This is a genomic window from Marinithermofilum abyssi, from assembly GCF_014641195.1.
Classification (GTDB): Bacteria; Bacillota; Bacilli; order Thermoactinomycetales; family DSM-45169; genus Marinithermofilum; species Marinithermofilum abyssi.
Genome location: NZ_BMHQ01000006.1, coordinates 121679 through 145366, shown reverse-complemented (window position 1 = coordinate 145366; position 23688 = coordinate 121679). Strand labels below are relative to the sequence as shown.

19 protein-coding genes and 2 riboswitches are annotated in these 23688 nt (G+C 51.4%); of the genes, 7 read left to right on the top strand and 12 right to left on the bottom strand.

The annotated features are described in order from the left end of the window. Positions 1–24 precede the first annotated feature (24 nt). Both IEW70_RS09730 and IEW70_RS09725 read right to left on the bottom strand, forming a co-directional pair. Positions 25–240: a hypothetical protein gene (locus tag IEW70_RS09730; protein WP_188647734.1), complete on the bottom strand. Its 216-nt coding sequence runs from the start codon at positions 238–240 to the stop codon at positions 25–27. A 125-nt stretch (positions 241–365) separates the two neighbouring features. Beyond that, positions 366–1901 carry an MDR family MFS transporter gene (locus IEW70_RS09725; protein WP_188647848.1) on the bottom strand — a complete coding sequence of 512 codons (1536 nt, stop codon included), beginning with the start codon at positions 1899–1901 and terminating at the stop codon, positions 366–368. Positions 1902–2087: 186 nt separating this feature from the next. On the opposite strand from IEW70_RS09725, the gene IEW70_RS09720 reads away from it, so the two are divergent. Both IEW70_RS09720 and IEW70_RS09715 read left to right on the top strand, forming a co-directional pair. After that, the gene (locus IEW70_RS09720) at positions 2088–4211 is read left to right on the top strand and encodes a penicillin-binding transpeptidase domain-containing protein (protein ID WP_188647733.1); all 2124 of its coding nucleotides are present in this window, start codon (positions 2088–2090) and stop codon (positions 4209–4211) included. A gap of 194 nt (positions 4212–4405) precedes the next feature. Further along, entirely contained in the window at positions 4406–5314 is a 909-nt protein-coding gene (locus IEW70_RS09715) for a DUF1002 domain-containing protein (RefSeq protein ID WP_188647732.1), read from the top strand. Between the two features lie 178 nt (positions 5315–5492). On the opposite strand, the gene sdhB is transcribed toward IEW70_RS09715, so the two are convergent. The 10 genes from sdhB to IEW70_RS09665 form a co-directional block, all read right to left on the bottom strand. Next, positions 5493–6275, bottom strand: coding sequence for a succinate dehydrogenase iron-sulfur subunit (gene sdhB / locus IEW70_RS09710; RefSeq protein WP_188647731.1), 783 nt, complete (start codon positions 6273–6275; stop codon positions 5493–5495). After that, complete coding sequence (gene sdhA, locus IEW70_RS09705; RefSeq protein WP_188647730.1) at positions 6275–8041, bottom strand: succinate dehydrogenase flavoprotein subunit; 1767 nt, start codon at positions 8039–8041, stop codon at positions 6275–6277. Before sdhA ends, sdhB begins: the two co-directional genes overlap by 1 nt. 18 nt (positions 8042–8059) lie before the next feature. Then, positions 8060–8710, bottom strand: a complete 651-nt coding sequence (locus IEW70_RS09700) for a succinate dehydrogenase cytochrome b558 subunit (RefSeq protein ID WP_188647729.1) — start codon at positions 8708–8710, stop codon at positions 8060–8062. Positions 8711–9207: 497 nt separating this feature from the next. Next, positions 9208–10305 carry a homoserine O-acetyltransferase MetX gene (metX, locus tag IEW70_RS09695; protein ID WP_188647728.1) on the bottom strand — a complete coding sequence of 366 codons (1098 nt, stop codon included), beginning with the start codon at positions 10303–10305 and terminating at the stop codon, positions 9208–9210. 113 nt (positions 10306–10418) lie between these two features. Next, positions 10419–10523, bottom strand: a riboswitch (SAM riboswitch). 66 nt (positions 10524–10589) lie between these two features. After that, positions 10590–11615, bottom strand: a complete 1026-nt coding sequence (locus tag IEW70_RS09690; RefSeq protein WP_188647727.1) for an ABC transporter ATP-binding protein — start codon at positions 11613–11615, stop codon at positions 10590–10592. 14 nt (positions 11616–11629) lie between these two features. Further along, positions 11630–12550 (bottom strand): ABC transporter permease, encoded by a 921-nt coding sequence (locus IEW70_RS09685; RefSeq protein WP_188647726.1) that lies wholly within the window; start codon positions 12548–12550, stop codon positions 11630–11632. 1 nt (position 12551) lies between these two features. Beyond that, positions 12552–13484, bottom strand: a complete 933-nt coding sequence (locus IEW70_RS09680) for an ABC transporter permease (protein WP_188647725.1) — start codon at positions 13482–13484, stop codon at positions 12552–12554. A 95-nt stretch (positions 13485–13579) separates the two neighbouring features. Next, entirely contained in the window at positions 13580–15220 is a 1641-nt protein-coding gene (locus tag IEW70_RS09675) for a peptide ABC transporter substrate-binding protein (protein WP_188647724.1), read from the bottom strand. 310 nt (positions 15221–15530) lie between these two features. Then, on the bottom strand, positions 15531–16775 hold the full coding sequence (locus IEW70_RS09670) for an aspartate kinase (protein WP_188647723.1): 1245 nt from the start codon (positions 16773–16775) through the stop codon (positions 15531–15533). 117 nt (positions 16776–16892) lie between these two features. Then, positions 16893–17077: riboswitch (Lysine riboswitch) on the bottom strand. A gap of 95 nt (positions 17078–17172) precedes the next feature. After that, entirely contained in the window at positions 17173–17613 is a 441-nt protein-coding gene (locus IEW70_RS09665) for an SCP2 sterol-binding domain-containing protein (protein ID WP_229751914.1), read from the bottom strand. Positions 17614–18002: 389 nt separating this feature from the next. Between IEW70_RS09665 and IEW70_RS09660 the strand changes: the two genes are divergently transcribed. The 5 genes from IEW70_RS09660 to tatA all read left to right on the top strand — a co-directional run bounded on the left by IEW70_RS09660 (position 18003) and on the right by tatA (position 23549). After that, positions 18003–18812, top strand: coding sequence for an MBL fold metallo-hydrolase (locus IEW70_RS09660; RefSeq protein WP_188647722.1), 810 nt, complete (start codon positions 18003–18005; stop codon positions 18810–18812). A gap of 246 nt (positions 18813–19058) precedes the next feature. After that, complete coding sequence (locus IEW70_RS09655) at positions 19059–20807, top strand: Rieske (2Fe-2S) protein (protein ID WP_188647721.1); 1749 nt, start codon at positions 19059–19061, stop codon at positions 20805–20807. A gap of 778 nt (positions 20808–21585) precedes the next feature. After that, positions 21586–21669: a recombinase family protein gene (locus IEW70_RS09650; protein WP_229751926.1), complete on the top strand. Its 84-nt coding sequence runs from the start codon at positions 21586–21588 to the stop codon at positions 21667–21669. Positions 21670–22205: 536 nt separating this feature from the next. After that, positions 22206–22958: an arginase family protein gene (locus IEW70_RS09645; protein ID WP_188647720.1), complete on the top strand. Its 753-nt coding sequence runs from the start codon at positions 22206–22208 to the stop codon at positions 22956–22958. 417 nt (positions 22959–23375) lie between these two features. Then, on the top strand, positions 23376–23549 hold the full coding sequence (gene tatA, locus IEW70_RS09640; RefSeq protein WP_188647846.1) for a twin-arginine translocase TatA/TatE family subunit: 174 nt from the start codon (positions 23376–23378) through the stop codon (positions 23547–23549). Positions 23550–23688 lie beyond the last annotated feature (139 nt).

Sequence of the window (23688 nt, the reverse complement as noted above, 5' to 3'; positions counted from 1 at the left end):
CTTCAGCCTGTCCTCCCTCGCATCTTAAGCCGGGCGTTTTAGCCATGCAAACTCCGTTTTGCAATGCTCCAAAGTCCCCAGCATTATATTTAAAGCCGCCCGGGATACGATGGGGATATGCTCCTCATACAATGCCTGCAACTGACTGGATTTTTCCTCCACCATCGCGAGCCTTCGTTCCAGCACTTTTGCGATTTGCCGAGAATCTCCCTGGTCAATTTCGTCAATTTTTGGGAGCAAGCGACGTAGCTCAGCCCTTTCCCCGTTTGTACGGCTTAAAAAATGGTTGAACACAAACCGTGTGCAATCGATGGATGAGACTGAGATGTTTGTTCCAGCTTCATGGACAAGATCTTTTCCTCCCGTTACTTTAGTGATGAAGCTGCAGCGGAGTCGGTCGTTTCCAGCCTGTCATCACTCATTAGGAAAATGAGCACCAACGCGATTCCTACTGCAATCAACGACCATTGGAAGACCTGCGCGATCGAATCCGCAAAGGCTTTTGTCAATGATTGCAACACCTGCGGAGGAATTTGCTCCCTTACCTCCGGTTGGAACAAGGCCTGGGGCTGCAATTCCCTCCCAGATAGAAACGGATGAAAATTTGGCAATGCTTCCCGTATTTTTTGCAGCATGATATGGTTCTGGATGGCCCCAAACACGGTGATGCCCAGTGTCATGCCGATCGCCCGGAAAAAAGCGATGGACGAGTTTGCCGTACCGCGTTGATACATCTTCAAATTATGAATGGAGCTCATACTTAATATGGGAAAGGAGATCCCTACCCCCACTCCGGTGATTACCATATAGATCGTCACCAGCCAGCGAGGCGTATCCGAAGACAATGTCCCCAGCAGCAAAATTCCCAGCAAAAAGAGCAGGCCCGAGCCGATCATCATGTTGCGGTAGGAAGTTTTCATGACGAATCTCCCCCCGATTTGGCTGCCTGCAACACTTCCCAACATCATCGGGGTTAAAATCATCCCGCTGTGGGTCGCCGTACCGCCGTACACCGCCTGAACGAAAATGGGGATAAACATTGTAGCCGCAATAAACACCGCTCCATAAAAGAAGCCGATTCCCTGGCTCGCGGCAAAAAGTCGCCTTTTAAAGAGGTTCAGAGAGATGATCGGCTCCGGCACCCGCTTTTCCACCCATAACAAGACCGCCAAAAACACAGCAAAGACCGTAAATAATCCAACCACTTGGGGAGAATCCCATGCATATTGTTTGCCGCCCAACTCCAGAGCGAACATCAAGCTGACAATGGAAACAACCAGTAGTCCGGCTCCCCACCAATCGATTTGCTGTCTCTCATGCTCTAAAGCTTCATGGTAGTTATGGTAAATAAACCATAAGGAAAGAACACCCAGCGGGACATTGATATAAAAAATCCAGCGCCAATCAATCGCATCGGTGATAAAAGCCCCCAATAAAGGTCCGAACACGCTGGATATTCCAAAGACCGCTCCAAACAGACCCGACATTTTCCCTCGGCGTTCGGCCGGAAAAATATCAAAGATAATGGTGAAGGCAATAGGCATTAACGCCCCTCCTCCCAAACCCTGCATCGCACGGTAAAGGCTCAGCTGGAGCATGCTTTGAGCGGTTCCGCATAAAACCGATCCGACCAGAAACAGCGTCAATCCCAGTATGTAAAAAATTTTGCGCCCGTACATATCCGACAACTTCCCGAAGATCGGCATTCCCGCCACGCTGGCAATCATATAGGCGGAAGTTACCCACACGAATTGGTCGAAATCCCCCAACTCGGACACAATGGTCCCCATCGCCGTCGCCACGATGGTATTGTCCATGGAGGCCATCAGGATTCCCAATAACAGACCGGTTATAACCGCTTTTTCGTTGCTTTTCTCACTCGACACATCCATTCGCTCCATTTCATAGGACATATTGATAGATTTATTATATTGAAATTGGACCATTCCTCCATCGGTTTTTTCGTCACGATTCACTTCCTTTTTTCTGCCCCCTTACAATAATTTCATTCACAAGCGGCCGCAGAAACGGTAGAATGGTGAGTGTTCATCACGTATTTCAATCAACCAATCAAGGTGGGGGAAACTATGGAGTCGGGGAAACTGAAAGAGCACCTTTCGACATGGAAGTCGCGACTCTCCGGCAACAAGCGGTTGCTGGCAGCCGGTATTGGTGTTGCTGTGGCGTGTACTGCCGTCATCGGCATCGCATGGGCTTATCAGGCGGACTCGGCCCAGCCCAGTCCCAGCAGCGTGATGAACCAATACATGAAGGACTGGGAAAAAGGCCGGTATGACCAGATGTATGCCCTGTTGAGCGAAAACGCCAAAAAGCAAGTGGACAAGAAAACCTTCGTTCAGCGGCACAAAGCAATCGCTGATGGGATCAAACAGGAAAAGATCGATCTGGACGTGAAGAAAGTCCGGAAAACCAAGACTTCTGCTCTGCCCTTTGGCGAAGAAAAGGCAGTCGCTTCCTATTCAGCTTCTTACGGCACACAGATCGTGGGCAAAATCGCTTTTCAAAACAAAGCCAACCTGACCAAAGAGGACAACGGTTGGCGGATTGATTGGCAACCGTCGATGATCTTTCCCGAGTTGGAAAAAGGGGATCAGGTCCGGGTCACTCGGATACCTCCCGGGGAGCGGGGAGAGATTTTCGCCCGCAACGGGGAACCCCTGGCCGTCAACAACCGAAAAGTGGACATCGGCATCATTCCCAATCAGACCCATGATTTGTCCAAAACCACCCAAGCTCTTGCCAAAGAGCTGAATATGGACGCGGCAGGACTCCAGCAAAAACTGGAGAGTGCTAAAGGGAAAAAAGCCGACCAGTTTATTCCGGTAAAAACGTTTACCGGGAAAGATGCGGATCAGACAAAATCTCTGGTCAAGATCCCAGGCGTGGTTGTTCAGGATCACTCTACCCGCTATTATCCGCAAAAAGATCTGACCGCCCACGTAGTGGGTTATGTGCGTCAAATCACTGTGGAGGAGCTCAAAAAACACAAAGGGGAAGGCTACCGGCAAGGGGATTGGCTGGGACAAAAAGGGTTGGAATACGCCTTGGAGGACAAACTCCGCGGAAAACCCGGCTGGCAGATCGTGACCGTCGGTCCCGACGGCAAACGAAAAAAAGTGATCGATCAGCGAAATCCCCAGGATGGTCAAGACTTCAAGATTACGATCGATCTTCAGACACAGAAGCAGTTGTATGACGGTATCCGTAAAGACAAAGGGGCTGGAGTTGCACTCCATCCCAAAACCGGCGAAGTGCTGGCGATGGTCAGCGCACCATCCTACGACCCGAACCAATTCGTCACTGGGTTGAGCAGCTCCGAATGGAAACGACTGAACGGTCCCACCTATCCGTTGACCAACCGGACGCTGATTCCCTACTCCCCTGGATCCACGATGAAGCCGATTACGGCTTCGATCGGTCTGGATACGAAGAAGATCACTCCCCAGACTACCTACAACACCGATTCCGGCAAGTGGCAGAAGGATTCCAGCTGGGGTGGATATTTTGTCACCCGCGTCCCCAACCCGGAAGGCGGGGTTGACCTCGGTGAAGCGCTGGCCTGGTCGGACAACATTTATTTTGCCCGCGTGGGTGTCAAACTCGGGGCAAATACGATGATCGACTACCTGAAACGGTACGGTTTCGGCAAAAAGATGGACTTCCCGTTGGATACACCCCCTTCCCAGTATTCCAACAACGGCCAAATCCAAAGCGAAATCTTGCTGGCGGATACGGCCTACGGACAGGGGCAGCTTCTGATCAGCCCGCTGCATTTGGCTGCTATGTACACTACGTTCAGCAATGACGGGGATATGCTGAAACCCCAGCTGATCATGAAAGACGGGAAATCAGTCAAACCGGAAATATGGCAGAAGGACGTCATTGCTCCGGCAACCGCCAAAAAAGTGGATGAGCTCTTGACTGGTGTTGTCACTCGTCCCAAAGGTTCCGCCCATGATCTAAAAACCGCAGGTGTCCGCTTGGGAGCCAAAACCGGTACGGCTGAGCTCAAAAAGAGCAAGGACGACAAAGACCAGCGTCAATTGGGATGGTTGGCGACTATTTCCGGAAAAGAAGGGCAAGCTTCCGATCTAATCACCGCGACCATGGTGGATGAAGTGCAAGATCGAGGGGGCAGTCACTATATCTTCCCCACAATCAAAAAGATGTTGAAAGCCAGATATCAGTAAGGCAAAAATAAATATTCGACCCTTCGTTATTTCCCCATTTACGTCCAAGCCGGAAGGGGATATGATGAAAGGAAATGAAACACCTCCCTCCATATTGCGGGAGGTGTTTCTCTGCAAGGAAAGAAATGACAACTTGAAGGTGAAACATCTGGGATGGATCTGTCGTCAATATAAGTTGAAGGGGGTTTTTGCTCATGATAAGCATGATCAGAAAGAAAAAGATTCATCTGTTTTCATTCACCGCCCTGATGGGGATTTTGTTGTTTTCCTTTGTGATGCCAACTGCTGCTTCTGCCGATGCAGTTGCTGGTGAAACAGTGGTGACTTTGGGGCAGGATTTGACCCCGCAACAAAAAGAGCAGATCAAGCAGGAAATGGGCGTTGACAATAACGCTCGCGTGATTGAAGTGACGAACCAAGAAGAACATAAATATCTCGGAAACTATTTGGATGCATCCACCATCGGCACCCGCGCCCTGTCCTCGGCCAAGATCACGCTGGCTGATCCGGGCACCGGCATCAAGGTAAAAACCCACAACATCACCACCATTACGGAAACCATGTACGCCAACGCTTTGATCACCGCCGGTGTGAAGGATGCGGACGTGTATGTGACCGCTCCGATGAAAGTATCCGGTACCGCCGGGCTTACCGGGATCATTAAAGCCTTTGAAACCGCAACAGGCCAACAGGTCAGCGAAGAACAAAAACAAGTGGCCAACGAAGAAATGGTGCGGACCTCCGAACTGGGTGAAAAAATCGGCGACAAACAAAAAGCAGCCGAATTCATGATGAAAGTAAAAGAGGAAATCGCCAAACAGCAACCGCAAACTGCGGAAGAAGTCCGTGACATCATCGTGAACGTAGCCGGCGATTTGAATATCAACTTGAACGATCAGGATATCAACCAACTAACTCAATTGATGAACAAGTTCTCCCAACTGAACATCGACTGGGATGCCTTGACCAGTCAAGTCAACAAGCTCCAGGGGCAATTGGACAAAGTCCTCAACTCTCCGGAGACCCAAAACTTCCTGGAACAACTGTTTGCCTGGCTGTCAGAGCTGTGGAACAGCATCAAATCCGCTTTGGCTTCTCAATGATCATCAAAAAACCCGCCGGGGATGGAACACCCCGGCGGGTTTTTTGATTTGCAGTGAAAACTTTACCCGCTTTCTCAAATCGAGTTCAACTTCATTCCGACAGGTCCCTTTTCTCATTGGATTAACTTTTTCCAAAACAAAAGCACCTCCGCCGCATGACGGAGATGCTTTTGTTTTATCAGACAGACAGCCATTTTTTGAAGAGGTATTTGGTACCTTCCCGGTTCATCCGGGCAATGGCTGTGGTCAACGGGATGCCTTTGGGACAGGCTTGCACACAGTTTTGGGAGTTTCCGCATTCCTGCAGGCCGCCTTCGTCCAGCAAGGCTTCCACCCGTTCTTGCTTGTTCATGGCCCCAGTCGGATGGGAATTGAAGAGATCCACTTGAGCCACGGCAAAAGGACCAAAGAAGTCGGAACGATCATTGACATTGGGGCAAGCCTCCAAGCATACCCCGCAAGTCATACACTTGGACAGCTCATATCGCCACTGGCGATCCACTTCCGGCATCCGGGGCCCGGGTCCTAAATCGTACGTACCGTCAATCGGCACCCATGCTTTCACCCGTTTCAGGGTGTTAAACATGCGTTCCCGGTTCACAGCCAGATCCCGCATCACCGGGAAGGTCTTCATCGGCTCCACCCGGATCGGCTGCTCCAGGTTATCCACCAATGCGGTACAAGCTTGGCGCGGCGTACCGTTGATCACCATGGAGCAGGCACCGCACACTTCTTCCAAACAGTTGGCTTCCCAGCAGACCGGTGCCACCTTTTCCCCTTTAGCGTTCACCGGATTCCGCTGGATTTCCATCAGCGAAGAGTTGACCGTCATATTGGGACGGTACTCCAGCTCAAACTCTTCCGTGTAGGGTTCGCTCTCTGGCGAATCCTGCCGGGTGATGATGAACTTGACGGTTCGCTTTTCCTTTTGCGTCTCTTGCTGTGCCGTTTGTTCGCTCATTATTTCTCCGCCCCCTTTTCTACTTGCTTGGCGACGTCATAACGACGCGGACGGGGCTTGATCAAAGAGGTATCCACATCTTCATAATCCAGCTTCGGACCGTCTTCGGTATAACTGGCTTTGGTGGTTTTCAGGAAGTTCTCATCGTCACGGTCCGGGAATTCCGGCTTGTAATGGGCACCACGGCTTTCGTTCCGGTTCAGAGCACCCAAGGTGATTACCCGGGCAAGCTCAAACATATTCCACAGCTGCCGCACAAAGGAAGCCGTCTGGTTGTTCCAGCCGCTGGCGTCGTTGACATTGATCCGTTTCCAGCGTTCTATCAACTCCTGAATCTTTTCGTCCGTTTTCTTCAGACGATCATTGTAGCGAACCACGGTCACATTGTCCGTCATCCAGGAACCGAGTTCTTGATGAAGCTGGTACGGATTTTCGTCGCCGTCCATTTTGAGAATGGCGTCGTACTTCTCTTGTTCCTTTTTCTGCTGGGCTTCGTACAGCGCCGAAGGGAGATCTTCTGCCGATTTGTCCAGGCCGCGGACGTACTCCAATGCTTTCGGACCAGCCACCATACCGCCGAAAATACAGGAGAGCAGCGAGTTGGCTCCGAGACGGTTGGCGCCGTGATATTGATAATCCACTTCTCCGGCAGCGAACAGACCCGGGATATTGGTCATCTGGTTGTAATCCACCCAAAGACCGCCCATGGAGTAGTGAACCGCCGGGAAGATCTTCATCGGCACTTTCCGCGGATCTTCACCCATGAACTTTTCATAGATCTCGATAATCCCGCCCAGTTTGATATCCAACTCTTTCGGATCTTTGTGAGACAGGTCGAGATAGACCATGTTTTCGCCGTTGATCCCCAGCTTCATGTCCACACAAACTTTGAAGATGGCCCGGGTGGCGATATCCCTGGGCACAAGGTTGCCGTAAGCCGGGTACATTTCTTCGAGGAAGTACCAGGGCTTTCCGTCCTTATACGTCCATACGCGGCCGCCTTCCCCGCGGGCCGATTCGGACATCAGGCGCAGTTTATCGTCGCCGGGGATGGCCGTGGGATGCACTTGGATAAATTCTCCGTTGGCATAAATGGCACCCTGCTGATACACCGCACTGGCTGCCGTACCGGTGTTGATCATGGAGTTGGTGGATTTACCGAAGATGATCCCCGGTCCCCCGGTAGCCAAAATCACCGCATCCGCCCGGAATGATTTGATTTCCATGCTCCGCCGATCCTGGGCTACGATCCCGCGGCAACGCCCTTCATCGTCCTGAACGATGGAAGTAAATTCCCATTGCTCATATTTTTTCACACGGCCCGCCACTTCCCAGCGACGTACCTGCTCGTCAAGAGCATACAGGAGCTGCTGTCCGGTGGTGGCGCCGGCAAAAGCCGTCCGGTGGTGTTTGGTTCCGCCGAAACGTCGGAAGTCCAGCAATCCTTCCGGGGTCCGGTTGAAAGGAACCCCCATCCGATCCATCAGATAGATGATTCCGGGAGCCGCTTCACACATCGCTTTCACCGGCGGCTGGTTGGCAAGAAAGTCGCCGCCGTAAACGGTATCATCAAAGTGTTCCCAAGGAGAATCCCCTTCCCCTTTGGTGTTTACGGCTCCATTGATACCACCTTGTGCACAAACCGAGTGAGAACGTTTGACAGGTACAATTGAGAACAAGTCGACGTCGGCTCCCGCTTCCGCCACTTTGATCGTGGCCATCAAGCCGGCAAGGCCGCCGCCCACTACGATGACTTTTTCCTTCATATCTGGCAGTGCCCTCCTTTAGCGTTGAGCCAACTGATTGATAAATTGCGGATCGTGAAATGCCCACAAGGCGCTGATCCCCATATAAGACACCAACAGGAATACAGCCAGCCATACGTAAGAAGAAATCCGCTGCGCCCGAGGACCGACCGTAATCCCCCAGCTGATGAGGAACGACCACATCCCGTTCGAGAAATGAAAGACCGCAGCCAGGATACCGATGATGTACCAGGCAAAGGTGAGATTGTTGGACAATACTTCAGCGGTATGCTGGGTCATATCTTGAATCGACATGCCCCGAAGTGCTACCTGGACCCGGGTTTCCCATACGTGCATGGTGACAAAAATCAACGTAATGACACCGGTGATCCGTTGCAGCAGAAACCGAATGTTGTTCTGGGTGCTGAAGCGATTCACATTGTTTTCGGCCATAAATGCAATGTAAAGTCCATAAATGCCGTGGTACAAGAGCGGAAGGAAGATAAAGAAAATCTCCAGTACCACAAGGAACGGGATGTTCCAGATCCACTCCACCTGCTCTTGGAAAGCGCCTGCACCCTTGGTCGCATGATAGTTTGTGTAAAGGTGCTCAAGCAAAAAAAAGCCGACCGGGATGACGCCCATGAGGGAGTGCAGCCGCCTGTTGAAAAAATTGTCGAGCTTGCCCATTTTTTGCCCCCCATATCCCTAGGAATTCAAGGGTAATGTCTCTTCTTCCCCCAAAAGGAGTACCGGCTGACGCCGGTATGCTGGAAAAAGTTTGAATATTTTTGCGGAAAGAAGTTTCACTGTATGATCACAACTATTGTACTCCCAAGCTTTGCAAAGCGTCAAGTTGACCTAATGACAGCGCTTCCTTATTACGGAAGAACTAAGCGGGAGGAGGTATTTGAAAGCGGCGTTTCTTCCTATTGTTGAACTTTTCACAATCCGCTTGGGATGAAGACAAACCATTCAGACATAAAAAATGGGCTCGTCTGGGACGAAGCGAGCCGCTTACAACCTTTCTATGCGTTTTTTCCAAATCGCGAGCCCCGATCGATGTACCCAGAGACGAACCGGATGGCCGAGGCAAAAAACCGAACCGCGGCAAGTATGGGAGCAAACGTGTCTCCAAAGGCGTTTACGGTCGCAAGTGAATACAGCGCATCGGCCATCGATTTCCTTTATTCCTCCAAAAACTGTTGCAACTGTGGACCCCAATCGCTATATTCCACCAGAAAGGCGTCATGACCATAATCCGAATGAATGCCGATCAAACGGGAGGATTTCCCCGCTGCCACCAACTCCCGATGCAGCTCTTCCTGCTGCCGATAGGGAAATAAAAGGTCTTCCCGAATCCCTACTGTCAGGACTTCGGCCTTTACACGGGATAAAGCCGCCTCCAAGCTGCCTCTCCCTCGTGCCAAATCGTGGGTATCCATTGCCTTCAGTAAACGAAGATAACTGTTGGCATCAAAACGATGGACCAATTTTTCCCCTTGATAGCGAAGATAACTGCCCACTTGAAAAAGGGAATCCAGTGAAGGAATGTCGCTATTCGTTCCCTCTTGCAATCGACGGCTAAACTTTTTTTCAAACAACGCCTCTGTCCGATAGGTAATCATGCCGATCATCCGGGCTACTGCCAACCCGTTGACAGGACCTGGTCCCGGATAATAATGGCCTCCTTGGAATCCGGGATCCGACTGGATCGCATGGCGTGCTGCCTCATTATATCCGACGGCGACAGAAGTCAGAGCGGCGGCAGTGGCGATCGGCACCACTTTTTTCACATGACCGGGATACATCACCGCCCACTCAAGTACCATCATCCCGCCCATGGAGCCCCCGATCACGGTGTGCAGTTCACCCAAACCCAACCGATCCAAACATCGTCGCTGAGCTCTTACCATATCCCGGATCGTGACCAAGGGAAAGTCTCCCCCATAGGGCTTGCCTGTATCCGGTGAAATGGAAGCAGGACCTGTACTGCCGTGGCATCCGCCAAGAGTATTCATCGTCACCACAAAATAGCGGCTGGTATCCACAAACCGACCAGGACCGATCAGACCGTCCCACCAGCCCGGCTGTTCTTCATCTCCCACCGCATGTGCATCGCCCGTCAATGCATGACAAACCAGGATCACATTATCTTTAGCGGCATTCAACGTGCCGGCGGTCTCCACCGCTATCTCCACTTGAGGCAGTGTATCTCCGCATTCCAATGTGAAAGGGCCGATGTCCACCGTTTGTTTGGCCGCGGTGTGTACGATTGCCGGCATCCACATTCGCCTCCCGTACAAAAGTTATCACAAAACAAAAATCACTCCCCCTATCCAGTGAAGAGGAGTGATTTGACAGACAGGCCTGTCAACCTGTTATTCATTCACACCTCTTCTCATCTTTCAGGGCTCTCCCCTGCAGGAATTGGCACCATTCCCTCAACCGGGTGGTTGCCGCGACATCATCGGGCCAGTCCCTCCGTCGCTCTGGATAAGAAGAAGTTGTTCGTATTCCATTGTGATTGGTCTTATCTTATGATGAACTGAAACTTCTGTCAACCGTTTCACACCGTTTTGGTCGTCAAATTGACACGCACACCCTCATGAACAGACGGCGCTTGGGGATGCTCCAGCCAGCAGGAGACCTGATGCGAGTCGGATACATTCATCACTTCCGGCATCTCCTCATGGCAAATATGCATCGCATGAGGGCACCGGTCGGCAAACGGACATCCCTTCGGCGGATCAAACAGATCAGGCGGCGAACCCGGAATGGGAGTAAGGGCGTCCTCCTGCTTTAGATCCAAACGCGGCATGGACCCCATCAAGCCCCACGTATACGGATGGCGGGAACGATAGAAGATATCGTCCACTTTTCCCGTTTCCACTACTTTGCCTCCGTACATCACGGCGACACGCTGAGCGAATTCCGCCACTACACCCAAATCGTGAGTAATCAGGATAATCGCTGTCTCCGTTTTGTGCTGCAATTCTTTCATCAATTCCAGAATTTGCGCCTGAATGGTCACGTCCAGCGCTGTTGTGGGTTCATCGGCAATCAGGATCTTGGGATTACAGGCAAGAGCGATGGCGATCATGGCCCGCTGACGCATCCCGCCGCTGAATTCATGGGGATATTGATTCACCCGCTTTTCCGGCGTGGGAATACCCACGAGCCGCAGCATTTCGATCGCCCGTTGACGCGCTTCTGTATTGGAAAGCTTTTGGTGCCATTTCAACCCTTCCATGATCTGTTTCCCAACCGTCATCGTCGGGTTAAGGGAGGTCATCGGATCCTGAAAGATCATCCCGATTTCCGAACCGCGGATTTGAAACATCTCTTTTTCCGATAGCTTCAGAATGTCTTTGCCGTCAAACAAAATTTCTCCCTGTTTGATTTCCGCAGGCGGGGAAGGAAGCAACCGCATGATCGATTGCGCCGTCACACTTTTTCCGCTTCCCGATTCCCCTACAATCGCGAGGGCTTCCCCTTTGTTCAGATAAAGGTTTACACCCCGGACCGCATGCACTTCTCCTGCGTAGGTTTTGAAGTTTACGTGCAAATCTTTGATTTCCAAGATCGTTTTCATGTTCGGTTCCCCCCTTACTTCCGCATCTTTGGATCCAGCGCATCCCGCAGCCCGTCACCAAAGGCATTGAACGCCAACAAGGTCAAGCTCAGGAAGAAGGCCGGGAAAAAGAGGCGCCACCATTCTTCAGACAATACGACAACCAAAGCATCGTTGATCATGGTACCCCAGCTGGCAACAGGTGCCTGCACCCCTAAGCCCAGAAAGCTGAGGAATGCTTCGGCGAAAATGGCGTTGGGGACCGTAAAGGTCAGCATGACGAGAATCGGGCCCATCGTATTCGGTATCAAGTGTTTAAACAACAGCCGTTTGGTGGAAGCCCCCAACGTTTGGGCTGCCATGACATACTCCTGTTCTTTCAATTGCAGCACCTGTCCCCGGACCAGTCGGGCCATGTTGAGCCAGCCTGTCACCGACAGCGCCATAATAATCGTCCACATCCCCGGTTCAAAAACCACCAAAAACAGGATGACGACCAGCAAGTAGGGCAGTCCCCACAATACGTCGACGATCCGCATCATAACCTCATCGGTGCGTCCGCCTTTATATCCGGAGAAACCCCCGTAGAGCACTCCGACCACGAGGTCGATCAGCGCGGCAAAAAAACCGATTTGCAAAGAGATGCGAGCCCCTTCCCAGGTACGGACAAATACATCCCGGCCCAGGTCATCCGTCCCGAACCAATGCTCGCTGGAGGGCTCCATGTTTTGCCCGGCGCCCAAATCTTGCTGGTAATACGTGTATTTCGAAAACACCGGCCCAAATATGGCCATGATGACTAAAAAGATGATTAATCCCAGCCCCAGCATAGCCAGCCAGTTCTTCCGCAGACGGAGCCAAGCATCTTTCCAGTAGGAAATGCTGGGTTTGCGAATCGTCTCCGCTTGTTCAACCTTCCGTTCCACCCGTTCAAATTTGTGTGCGGGAATCGCCATGTTATCTCGCCTCCTTGCTGCCCAGTTTGATCCGCGGGTCAATTAACCCGTATGCCAAGTCAACCAGGAAGTTCATGAAAATCAGCAAACCGGCGTAAAAGATGGTTACTCCCATAATGACGGAATAATCCCGGTTGGTCACGCTCTCCACAAAATACTTCCCGATTCCGGGAATAGAGAAAATTTTTTCAATCACGAAACTTCCCGTTAAAATCCCGATGGACAAGGGACCAATAATCGTCACCACCGGAATAATGGCGTTTCGCAAGCTATGGCGGGACAACACGCGGAAGGGAGGCAACCCTTTGGCTCGGGCCGTACGGATATAATCCTGCCCCAAAACATCCAACATACTGGACCGCATCAACCGGGTCACCAAAGCCAAAGGCAAGAAGGCCAAGGCAATCGACGGCATTACCGATTGTTCAAAGTCGCCCCAACCGGCGATGGGGAATATTTCCCACTCCAATCCCAAATATTTCTGAAAGAGCGGACCCAGCACGAAGTTGGGGACCGAAATCCCGATCACCGCCAAGACCATCATGATATAGTCGGGCATACGGCTTTGATAAATGGCCGCCACCATTCCCATCAAAATTCCCGCGCTCACAGCGATAGCCAGCGCTTGTACACCCAGTTGCGCAGAGTTGGGAAAACCATCCTCAATCATCTCATTTACCGTGCGGGTGGGAGTTTTGATAGAAATTCCTAAATCAAAGGTAGCCAGGTTTTTCAAATACAGCAGATACTGCACCGGAATCGGCTTGTCCAGGTTATACTCTTTCTTCAAATTCTCCAGGGTTGCTTTGGGAAATTTTTTTTCCGATGTGAAGGGATCACCGGGAATGGAGTGCATCAAAACAAACGTCAAACTGGCGATCAACCACAAAGTAGCAAGCATAATAACAAATCGTTTTCCAATGTAACGCAGCATTTCTCCCACCTCCCCTGACTTGTCAAAAGGAAGGCATGGCAAAGTCACCCCAAAGGGTGACTTTGCCTGCCTATCGCCGAGCCTTGGTTCGGCCTTTATTCTTCCGTGATATAGGCGTGCTCAAAGTAGGTGTTGTCATCCGGCAACTGTACAACGCCTTTCACATTGTCTTTTTGCGCGGAAAGGTCGGTATACCAATACAGCGGAGCCACCGGCAGCTCATCCATCAGGATGTCTTCCGCTTTGTGCATAGCGTCGAAGCGTACTTTTTGGTCACCCGTATTTTTGGCTTTGTTGAGTAGTTCGTCATATTTTTTGTTGCTGAATTTGGGATCGTTTTGACCGGAGCCGGTTTGATACATATCCAGGAAGGTCATCGGATCGTTATAATCCGGCAGCCATCCCGTACGGGAGAAGTCGAAGTCTCCGGAATGTTTCTTCTCCAGGAAGACTTTCCACTCCATGTTGTTTACTTTCACATCAACACCCAGGTTTTTCTTCCACATTTGTTGCAGGGCTTCCGCGATTTTCTTGTGACCGTCGTCGGTGTTGTAGATGTAGGTCACTTCCGGCATCTCTTTGAGCCCTTCCTCTTTCAGACCTTCTTGCAGCAACTTCTTCGCTTCGTTTACTTGCGGTTTCGGATCGATATATTTGCCGTGCTCTTTGATCCACTCGTTCTTCGTTACCGGGTTGTACATGCCCCAGGGAACCCAGCCGTTAGCGGGTGCTTGACCGCCTTTGGTCACATTTTTCACCAGGGAATCCCGGTCGATCGCCAGGGAGAAGGCTTGACGAACCTTTTTGTTGTTAAAGGGTTTTTTCTTGGTGTTGAATTCGACCCCGTAGCTGGCAATCTGCTTCGGAGCAGTAATTTCTCCCGATTTCAACTTGCTGGGAACCAAATCCAACGGAATGATGTTTTTGTCACCAAAGTCCAGCTCGCCTGCTTGGTACATTTGCCAGCCGGTTTGCTGATCCTTTACAAAGGGTACATTGATTTCGTCCAGTTTCACTTTCTTGGCATCATAATAATGCGGGTTTTTCTCCAGGACCATCTTGGAGTCGTGTTCCCAAGACTTCAACTTGAACGGACCGTTACAGACGAAGGATTTGGCTTCGGTGGCCCAATCTTTGTTCTTTTCCACCACTTTCTTCGGCACCGGCAACAATGCGTAGAAGTTGGTGAGGTTCACAAAGTAGGGCGTAGGCCGCTCCAGAGTCACTTTCAGCGTTTTGTCGTCGACAGCTTTGACGCCGACGTCCTCTGCCTTGGCCTTCCCGGCATTGTATTTTTCCCCGTTTTTCAGGTAAAACAGCTGGTAAGCGTAGACCGCTGCATTTTTGGGATCCAGCATCCGCTTCCAAGCATATTCAAAATCGTGCGCGGTTACCGGGTCACCGTTGGACCACTTGGCATCCCGCAAATGGAAGGTGAACTCGGTTTGCTCTTTGTTGCTCTCCCATTTGGTAGCCAAGGCCGGATGAGGGTTCCCCTCTTTATCCACCTTCACCAGCCCCACCATCAGCTGGTTGACGAGCAGACCGGATTGGCTGTCCTGAGCTTTCATCGGATCCACACCCGGCGGTTCTGATGCAACGTTTCCAATTGTCAGAACCTGCTTATCTGCCAGTTCACCGCCGGCATTGCTTCCACCACCGCAAGCAGCCAGGAACACCATGCTAAGTACAGTGAACACAGCCACCACCCGTGGCATCCATTTGGACTTCTTCATCCAATAACCCCCCCTGAGCTTTCTGTATTCTTTCCGGTTGATCTAAACCGAAAACCGGCTAAGCTATAGTCCGCCTTCCGAATAGGAGGAAAAAGATAATGTACTAACCCTTTCGGACGACTAGAGCTTATACCACTTAAACTATATTCCGCTTCCATTCAAAAAATCCTGCTTGATAAAGTAATTTTTCCTCAATTTCCAAAGTCCAAAATTTCTAACCAAAAAGAAAAACCGGCGACCGGAACATTCCGGCCTGCCGGGCTTTCTTTGAAAACAGCACGTTTTTCCTTCGACGAAGAAACGATTCACCCTACACCAATGCTTTTTCCTTAGCGGGCTCTTTTACATCCAGGTCAAATGCGGTATGCAGCTCCCGCACGGCTTCGGCCGCCTGATCCTTGGGCACGACGCAGGAAATCTTGATCTCGGAGGTGGAAACCATTTTGATCCGTACACCCGCTTCGCTCAATGTGGTAAACATTTTCGCTGCCACACCCGGATTGGTCACCATGCCGGCGCCCACTGCAGAGACTTTTGCCAGGTTGGTTTCGGACAACACCTTGATATACCCGAGCTCTTCCTCATGTTCCTGCAACGCTTCCCGCGCCTGGTCCAGCTCATCTTCGTGCACACTGAAAGCCACATCCATCCGTTCGTCTTCGTGTTCGCTCTGCACAATCATATCGACATTGATGTGTTTTTTAGCCAAAATGCCGAACAGCCGCGTAAAGGATTCGGTGTTGTTCGGCAGGCCCAAAACCTTTATCCGCGCCACTTGCATATCATGGGCAATTCCGCGTACATTCCGTTCTTCTTCCATTTTGTCGGCCTCCTTCACCCAGGTTCCTTCTTCCTCAACAAAACTGGACCGAACTACCAAGGGCACTTTGTGCGTCATCGCGCATTCCACTGAGCGCGGATGGAGAACACCCGCTCCCAAGTTGGCCAACTCTAGCATCTCCTCGTGAGAGATTTCAGCCAACTTACGCGCTTTGGGCACCACCCGCGGGTCCGTGGTAAAGACACCGGTCACATCGGTGTAAATCTCGCAGCGATCCGCCTGCAACGATCCCGCCAAAGCCACGGCTGTCGTGTCAGAGCCCCCGCGGCCCAGCGTCGTGATTTCTCCGCTGGAGGACACTCCCTGAAAACCGGCAACCACCACAATCTCCCCGTTTTCCAGGGATTGGCGCAACCGTGTCGTGTCAATCTCTTCAATTCGGGCTTTACCGTGAACTTTATCCGTCAGAATCCCCGCCTGCCATCCGGTCATGGAACGGGCCTTTAATCCTTTTTCCATCAGAGCCATTGTCAACAGCGCCACCGATACCTGCTCACCCGTTGTGAGAAGCACATCCATTTCCCGTTGCGGCGGCTTGGTCGTTAGCTCATTGGCGAGAGAAACCAGCTGATCCGTGGTCTTCCCCATCGCTGATACTGTCACCACCACCTGGTTTCCTTCAGCTTGGGTCCGAGCAACGATATCAGCCACTTTGCGGATCCGTTCCGTACTGCCCACAGAGGTTCCGCCGAATTTTTGAACAACAAGTCCCATTGTGATTGGTAAGCCTCCCATAATTTTGGTTGTACCCGGTTCAGGAAAAAAACAGAAAAGGCCACAGCAGGAAGGTTCCAGCTGCGGCCTTGACGGCACATCTCAGCCTCACTCGCCCCCTGTGATAGTGCTCCACGAAAAGCTGCTGCTTTTCGTGACAGTCCCGCCCCTGTTCGGATACGGGCCCAGCTTTCCCGCCCGCGGCAGACGGAAAAACTTCGGCAGGGATCCCTTTTGCTGCTGGTCAACGGCACCGCACCTTCCAGCAGGTACTCATGATCTCCTGCGCCTCTATTCACATGCATTCAGTGAGGATATACCTTTGGAAAGAGTCATTTAAACGTGTTTTTTGTTCAAATTTCTTTCCGGTGAATATTTGATAACGATCTTAGCACAATCACAGAGAAAGCTCAAGCAAAAATATACGTTTGGATTGGCAAATATTCAGCCGGGTAGGACCTTGGGTGACTTCTTCCACGGTTTCAGCCGCGGCTTCTCGGAACATTGCTCGCTCACATACTGTACTGTTTTCAAAATCCCCTGCAGTTTGTAAGCTCCCATTCACTTTCAGCTTGCCCATCATAAAAGCAGTGGTCGGATTCAATTTGCCCTTGATCAATTGAATCAAATGCTCGGCGGACATTTCCAAGGTACAATCCGGCTTATAGGGTGTCCCTTCACTGATCTCCGCCTGTTGATTCTCCAGCCGGACTTGAAAGGTTCCCCCTTCTTCCCCACTGACATGAAACTGATACACCGCGGGACTGCCGGAAATCCTCTCGGGATCGAGGTCCATTCTTTTCTTCAACGATTGAAGAGCATCCATCACTCGGCTCATGGTCGTTCCTCCCAGTATATGAATGATTGTTCATTCATCATTACCATAGTGTCTGCCCGCCGATTTGTAAAGAGTACAACTCCTGATCTGATTGTGGAATTCGTCATTCTGGCGGTTATGATCCCTTGCATTGACAACTGAAATGGCTCCGGATATCAAATCATAATGGAGTTTTTTATGTCTGATCATGAGATAAAACCCGGAGAAAATCTAGAGGAAGAGAATCAAGAACAGGAAGTAGGGATTAGGGATGCGGAAGGATACCAAACCACCGCCGATTTCCTCCAAACGAAATAGGCACCCTACAGGTGTATAGAAAACCGGTCTATTGCCCGAGGTGGATTCCTCCGCTTTTTGGTACATTGAAAAAGAAAGGGAGGAGAGTGAGTATGAACACATACATTTGTGTCACCTGCGGCACCCGTTACCAGTCTTCGGCATCCACCCCCAAGTCTTGTCCGGTGTGCGAGGACGATCGTCAGTATATCCATCCCGATGGACAGCAGTGGACTACCTTGGAGGAGTTGAAACAACAGGGGTACAAAAACCTCTGGCGTGAAGTGGAGCCGGGTTTGGACGAAATCGTGACGATTCCGAGGTTCGGCATCGGACAGCGGGCGATGCTACTCCAGACGGACGCAGGGAACATTCTCTGGGACTGCATCACGTATCTGGATGAAGAAACCGTGGAGTATATTCGGGATCGGGGCGGACTGAAAGCTATCGTCATCTCCCATCCCCATTTCTACAGCAATTTCCACGAATGGGCGGAGGCTTTCGATTGCCCTGTCTATCTGCATGAAGCGGACCGGAAATGGGTGATGGGTCCCGGCACGAGTGTCCGGCTTTGGTCCGGGGAAACGTTAGAGGTGGTACCAGGAGTGACCGCGGTTCGTCTGGGCGGTCATTTTCCAGGCAGCGCCTTTCTCCACTGGCAGGGTGGCGCTGGGGGAGAGGGAGCCATTTTAACCGGGGATACCCTTTACGTGACCGCTGGCAATGACCGGGTTAGTTTCATGTACAGCTTTCCCAACCTCATTCCCCTCCCTGCCCGGGAGCTTAGACGGATTCGTTCGGTATTGGAAACATGGGATTTTGCTAACATTCACGCAGCCTGGTCAGGAAAATCGATCTGGGGGGATGGCAAGTCAATCGCCCTGTCCTCGGCGGAGCGGTACCTGGAGATTTTGGAAAGCTGAAATCAGACGAAAGTCTTAGGTCGGGTCCCACTTCAAGAGTGGGACTTTTTCTGTAAGGATTTCGGCCCCGTTGCTGAAGAGAATGCGTTCTTCTTCCGGTAAAATGAAGATGTAACCGCAAAGCGGGAGGCAATTAGGTGGTAAAGTCGGTGAGATCAGTTTCCCTTCGCCAAGGAAAATATAAGAAATCACGGCGACGGACAGGAAAGTTTTTATGCATTAAGCCAAAGAAAAGGGGTAGGCTTCATGTCCGAATGGATAAGTGCGGGTGTAACGGAAGAGCTGCGGGAACGCCCCCGTGTGGTAAAAGGGGGAGGGTCGGGAATTGTGGTTTTCTATCATGACGGGGAATATCGGGCGGTGGATAACCGCTGTCCCCATATGGGCTTTCCCCTTCACTCGGGGAGTTTGTGTGACGGGATCCTCACCTGTCACTGGCACCATGCCCGCTTTGATGTGAAAACCGGGGGAACCCTGGATCCCTGGGCGGATGACGTGCCTGTTTACCGGACGGAGGTTCGGGAAGGGGAAGTCTGGGTCGAGACGGTCCCGCGACAGGATCGCAGCGTGGAAAAATACCGGCAGCGGTTGCGGGAGGGTTTGGAACAAAACCTGAGCCTGGTGATCGCCAAATCGGTGGTGGCCTTATTGGAAGGCGGGGAAAACCCGGAAGCCATCGCCCGGATCGGTGTGGAATTCGGTACCCGGCACCGGAAGGCAGGTTGGCAGTCGGGCCTCACCATCCTGACGGCGATGTTGAACTTGCTGCCCCGACTGGACCGGCGCGGGCAAGTGCTCGCACTGTACCATGGCTTAGTTCATGTGGCGCGGGAAAGCGTGGGGGCGGGAACCCGTTTTCTGCTGGATGCCCTCCCGGGAGAGGAAGCGGACCAGGAGCAATTGGCCCGGTGGTATCGGCAATCGGTGGAGGTTCGGGATGTGCGGGGAGCGGAGCGGATCCTATTGACCGCCATTCGCGCCGGTGCAACGGAGAAACAGCTGGCAGACTTAATGACAGCGGCAGTGACGGACCATTTTTACATGAATACCGGTCATGTGTTGGATTTTCATAACAAAGCCTTTGAAGTGCTGGAACGGATCGGTCCGGATTTACGAGAGCAAACCCTGACATCGTTGCTGCCGCAGCTGGCGGGGGCAGAACGGAGCGAAGAGCTTCACAACTGGCAGTCACCTGTCGATCTGGTGACGCCTCTCCAGACAGCTTTTTCCCGGCTGAAGGAGATGGCGATTGGTGAAGGAAACAGGGAAACAAACGAACGGGTGCTGGTTGATCGCATCCTGGGGGATGATCCCCTTCGAACGGTGGAAGAGATGACGGCGGCTCTTGAAAAGGGGATGTCTCCGGTGCGGTTGGCGCAACTGGTTACTCTCGCCGCCGCAGAACGGGTGGAGCGGTTCCATGTGCAAAACGATTTCGGGGACTGGATCACCGTGCTGCACACTTTCACCCACGCTCACGCAGTTCATGAAAGCCTGCGCCGATCTCCTTCACGGGATTTGGTCCGCGGCGTGTTTCACGGGGCGATGAGCGTTTATTTGGACCGGTTCCTCAATATTCCCGCTGCCAAAGGACCCAAAGGGGATGCGGACATGAACGGTCAACCCAGGGATCCAAATGAACTTCTCACGATACTGGATAAACAACAACAGGTCGCGGAGGCGGCGGATTGGGTGGCTGTCTATCTGGACCGGGGCGGGGATAAAGAAGCGTTGTTCAATACCTTGGGGCATGCATTGCTCAGGGAGGATGCCGAGTTTCATTCCTTTCAGATGGTGGAGGCGGCGTTGGCGGAACACGATCGCTGGGCAGAGGAAAATACTCCCTTGGCGGAAGATGCGGCACGAACCATGATTCTGGCCACCACCCGTTACCTGGCGGCCCACGCTCCCACCTCCCGGGAGCTGCCCCACACCGCGCGGATCGCCTGGCGTCTCCATCGGGGAGAGAAGTTGTTTGAAGACCCGGATGCATAGTCCAAACCCGCAAGTCGGGGAGGCTGAAGCCTTTCCCTAATAGGATGAATTACGGTCAGACTTGGGGCAATTTCAGGCAGGCGTTTTTCCCTTACTAAAAAGGGAGAGGAAAAACGTAAGGAAGAGCCAGGGTGGTTTTCTCCGATATTTGGGGGTGAAAAGCCATGTGGTTCTTCTGCCGCTGACGGCCCACAATCCGGAATTTCGGGCACTCCACCGGTATCTAACGACCCGACCGGAAAACCCACTGAAGAAGATGCAATCCCTGATTGCTCTGTGTTGTAAGTTTGTTCGAATGTTGTTCACTTTAGGGAAAAAGCAGAGAACCTATGATGCCCACAGGATGTTGGGAAACATTCGTCGTTCACAGTTACAAACTGCTGCTGAGCTTTGATCGTTCCGTATTTTATGGACAAACGAAGCGCGAGAGTCGGGACCAATTCAGTCATACGGGCACGACCCTGTCGCTAAGCATCCCCCTGGCCTCCACCCCTTGACAGGTTGAACGAAGGAATGTAAGGGCGAAGACCCCGTGAGACATGGGAGGGCGCAAGGGTATTGTGAAGATTCGATGCGCGACTATATTGTGGAAATGGGAGGGCGGTCTTTATTTTCATGGGAAAACATAATGTGTTTTCAACTTAAACTCCTGACCAAAACGAACAGAATATTTTGCCCCTTTTTCGAAATACACTATCAAAATCAAAGTCTCATTGGTGACTATTGTGATGAGTTATTAGACAGTAAGGGAAGAATCAACAAGGGGAGGTAGGATAAAATGCTCGTCGGATACGCACGGATCTCGACACATGAACAAAACTTGGATCTCCAACTGGATGCGCTTCGACAACATGGATGTTAAAATATTTTTACTGACAAGACAAGCAGAGGGAATTTTGAACTTAAGGGTTGGAGGAATGGCTTGATTACATGAGAGCAGGGGGCATCCTTGTTGTTTGAAGCTGGTTCGCTTGGGTGGGTAACAGGCACTGTCTGTTACTACTGTTAAGATAGTAGAGGGATTGGACACCACATTGTGGATTTTAATTGCCCAGCTTTTTTGCTGGGTTGTTTTTATGCCCTCTTTTCGCTTTTGGTTACCGTACCGCTTACAGATCCTCCTGTGCCTCTTCCAGCCTCATTAAATCCTTGAAGCAAATGATTTTCCTGCGTTGGCGATATCCAACCACTTTTCATGTGAATTCACCCTGGTGACGAACCCGCATAGGACGGTTCTGGAAGTGTGTAGAAGAAAAAAGAGATCTCTTCTCTGCCTCTCACTAGTCTGCCCACCTTCTCTTAACTCCCTTGCGTCATATTGGTATATTAATATTGACCAAAGTTTATAATGAAAGGAAACCAGATCGTTCATTTCGTTTTCGCAAGGAAAGGAAACTGATGATCATGGGACTCCTTCATCATGACGTGACGTTGCTGAACTTTGGAGACGCTTATCCCTGGCAACGTAAGCTGTCTGGCTTTGCCGACGAATGGATCGAGCTTACGGACATCACAGAGGCCAATCTCTTTTGCGCGCACAAGGCGCTGGCAGAAATTGGCCACAGGCTGTCCGGCCGGACTGGTCACGGGATTACGTTTATCGGAAACGGAAATTATCACTATGTCACATATCTTTTGCTCAGCGAAATCAACCGGCCGTTCAGCCTCGTGCTGTTTGACAACCACACCGATGCGAAGCTTTCGGACGGCATGTCCGGGCTGTTGTCGTGCGGATCGTGGGTGGCCGAGGCAGCAGCGCGCTTTCCGCATCTACGGCAAGTGCTGATCGTCGGGGTTTGCGCGGAGCAAAATCTCTATCCCTCTGAATCGCATAGTAAAATCGTCCTTTGGCCAAACACAGGTGAACCGCAGAAGCTGCTTTCCGTAATCCCGACCGAAGACGTTTACATCAGTATCGACAAGGATGTATTGGATCGTGAGTTTGCCGTAACCAACTGGGATCATGGAAACATGCATCTGCGGGAACTGCTCGTAGCACTGCAAACACTCGTCCGTCAGAAGAACGTCCTTGGTATCGACGTCTGCGGAGAACTGCCGGTACCCCCTGCTGACACTTGGCGTTACGCCGATCAACTCCGACTGAACGAACAGGCCAATCTGGCCATCCTCCAATCTGTGCTGTGCGCGTAGTCTGCTTAAGGCAGAAAACTGCGGAGGACAGCCGGATTCCCACTCCGCACCTGGCCGTGAGCGGCCATCCCCCAAAAGTGGAAAAACACCATGATTCGAACAATGAAGTGAAGTTCGTGATAATATCGTTTTGTCGTTGAAGGACTGCAAACCTTAATGCGGTTGCCCCGTTCCTCCCTGCTGGCCTTTCTTGTAGGGATGCTGTTCATCGTCGTGGTCAGTACTCAGGCTACACTCCCCTGTACTCCCTCATATTGGGCTTGGGGATCCCGTTGCTTTTTACTGAACTATCCATTTTCGAGACAACGAGCAGAAAAAAGCAGGGCCACAACCAGAGATCGCTTGGCAGAAACTTGGAGAAAGAAGTATAATGAAGACAACCTAAGATGGGCTAAGTCGTTTGGAGTGTGATACCCCATTGCAAATATCGGAATCCCGGGTTTGATCCTGATTTTGCTGGTTGCCCTGATCTTGTTCGGACCCAACAAGCTGCCTGAGCTGGGCCGGGCTGCCGGCCGTACCTTGCGGGAGTTTAAGGACTCCGTATCGGGCAAGGATGAAAAAGAAGAAAAGAACGACACCAAAAATTGATGCCGGCTTTATTGATAGAATCCCCTTTAGGCGAACAGGAAGATGTCAACCTTGTTCACTCAAAGGGGATATTTTTATAGGGGAAAATACGTAATGTCTAAGCAAAGGAATGCCAGCTTCGAGAGGTTTCATATTCCAA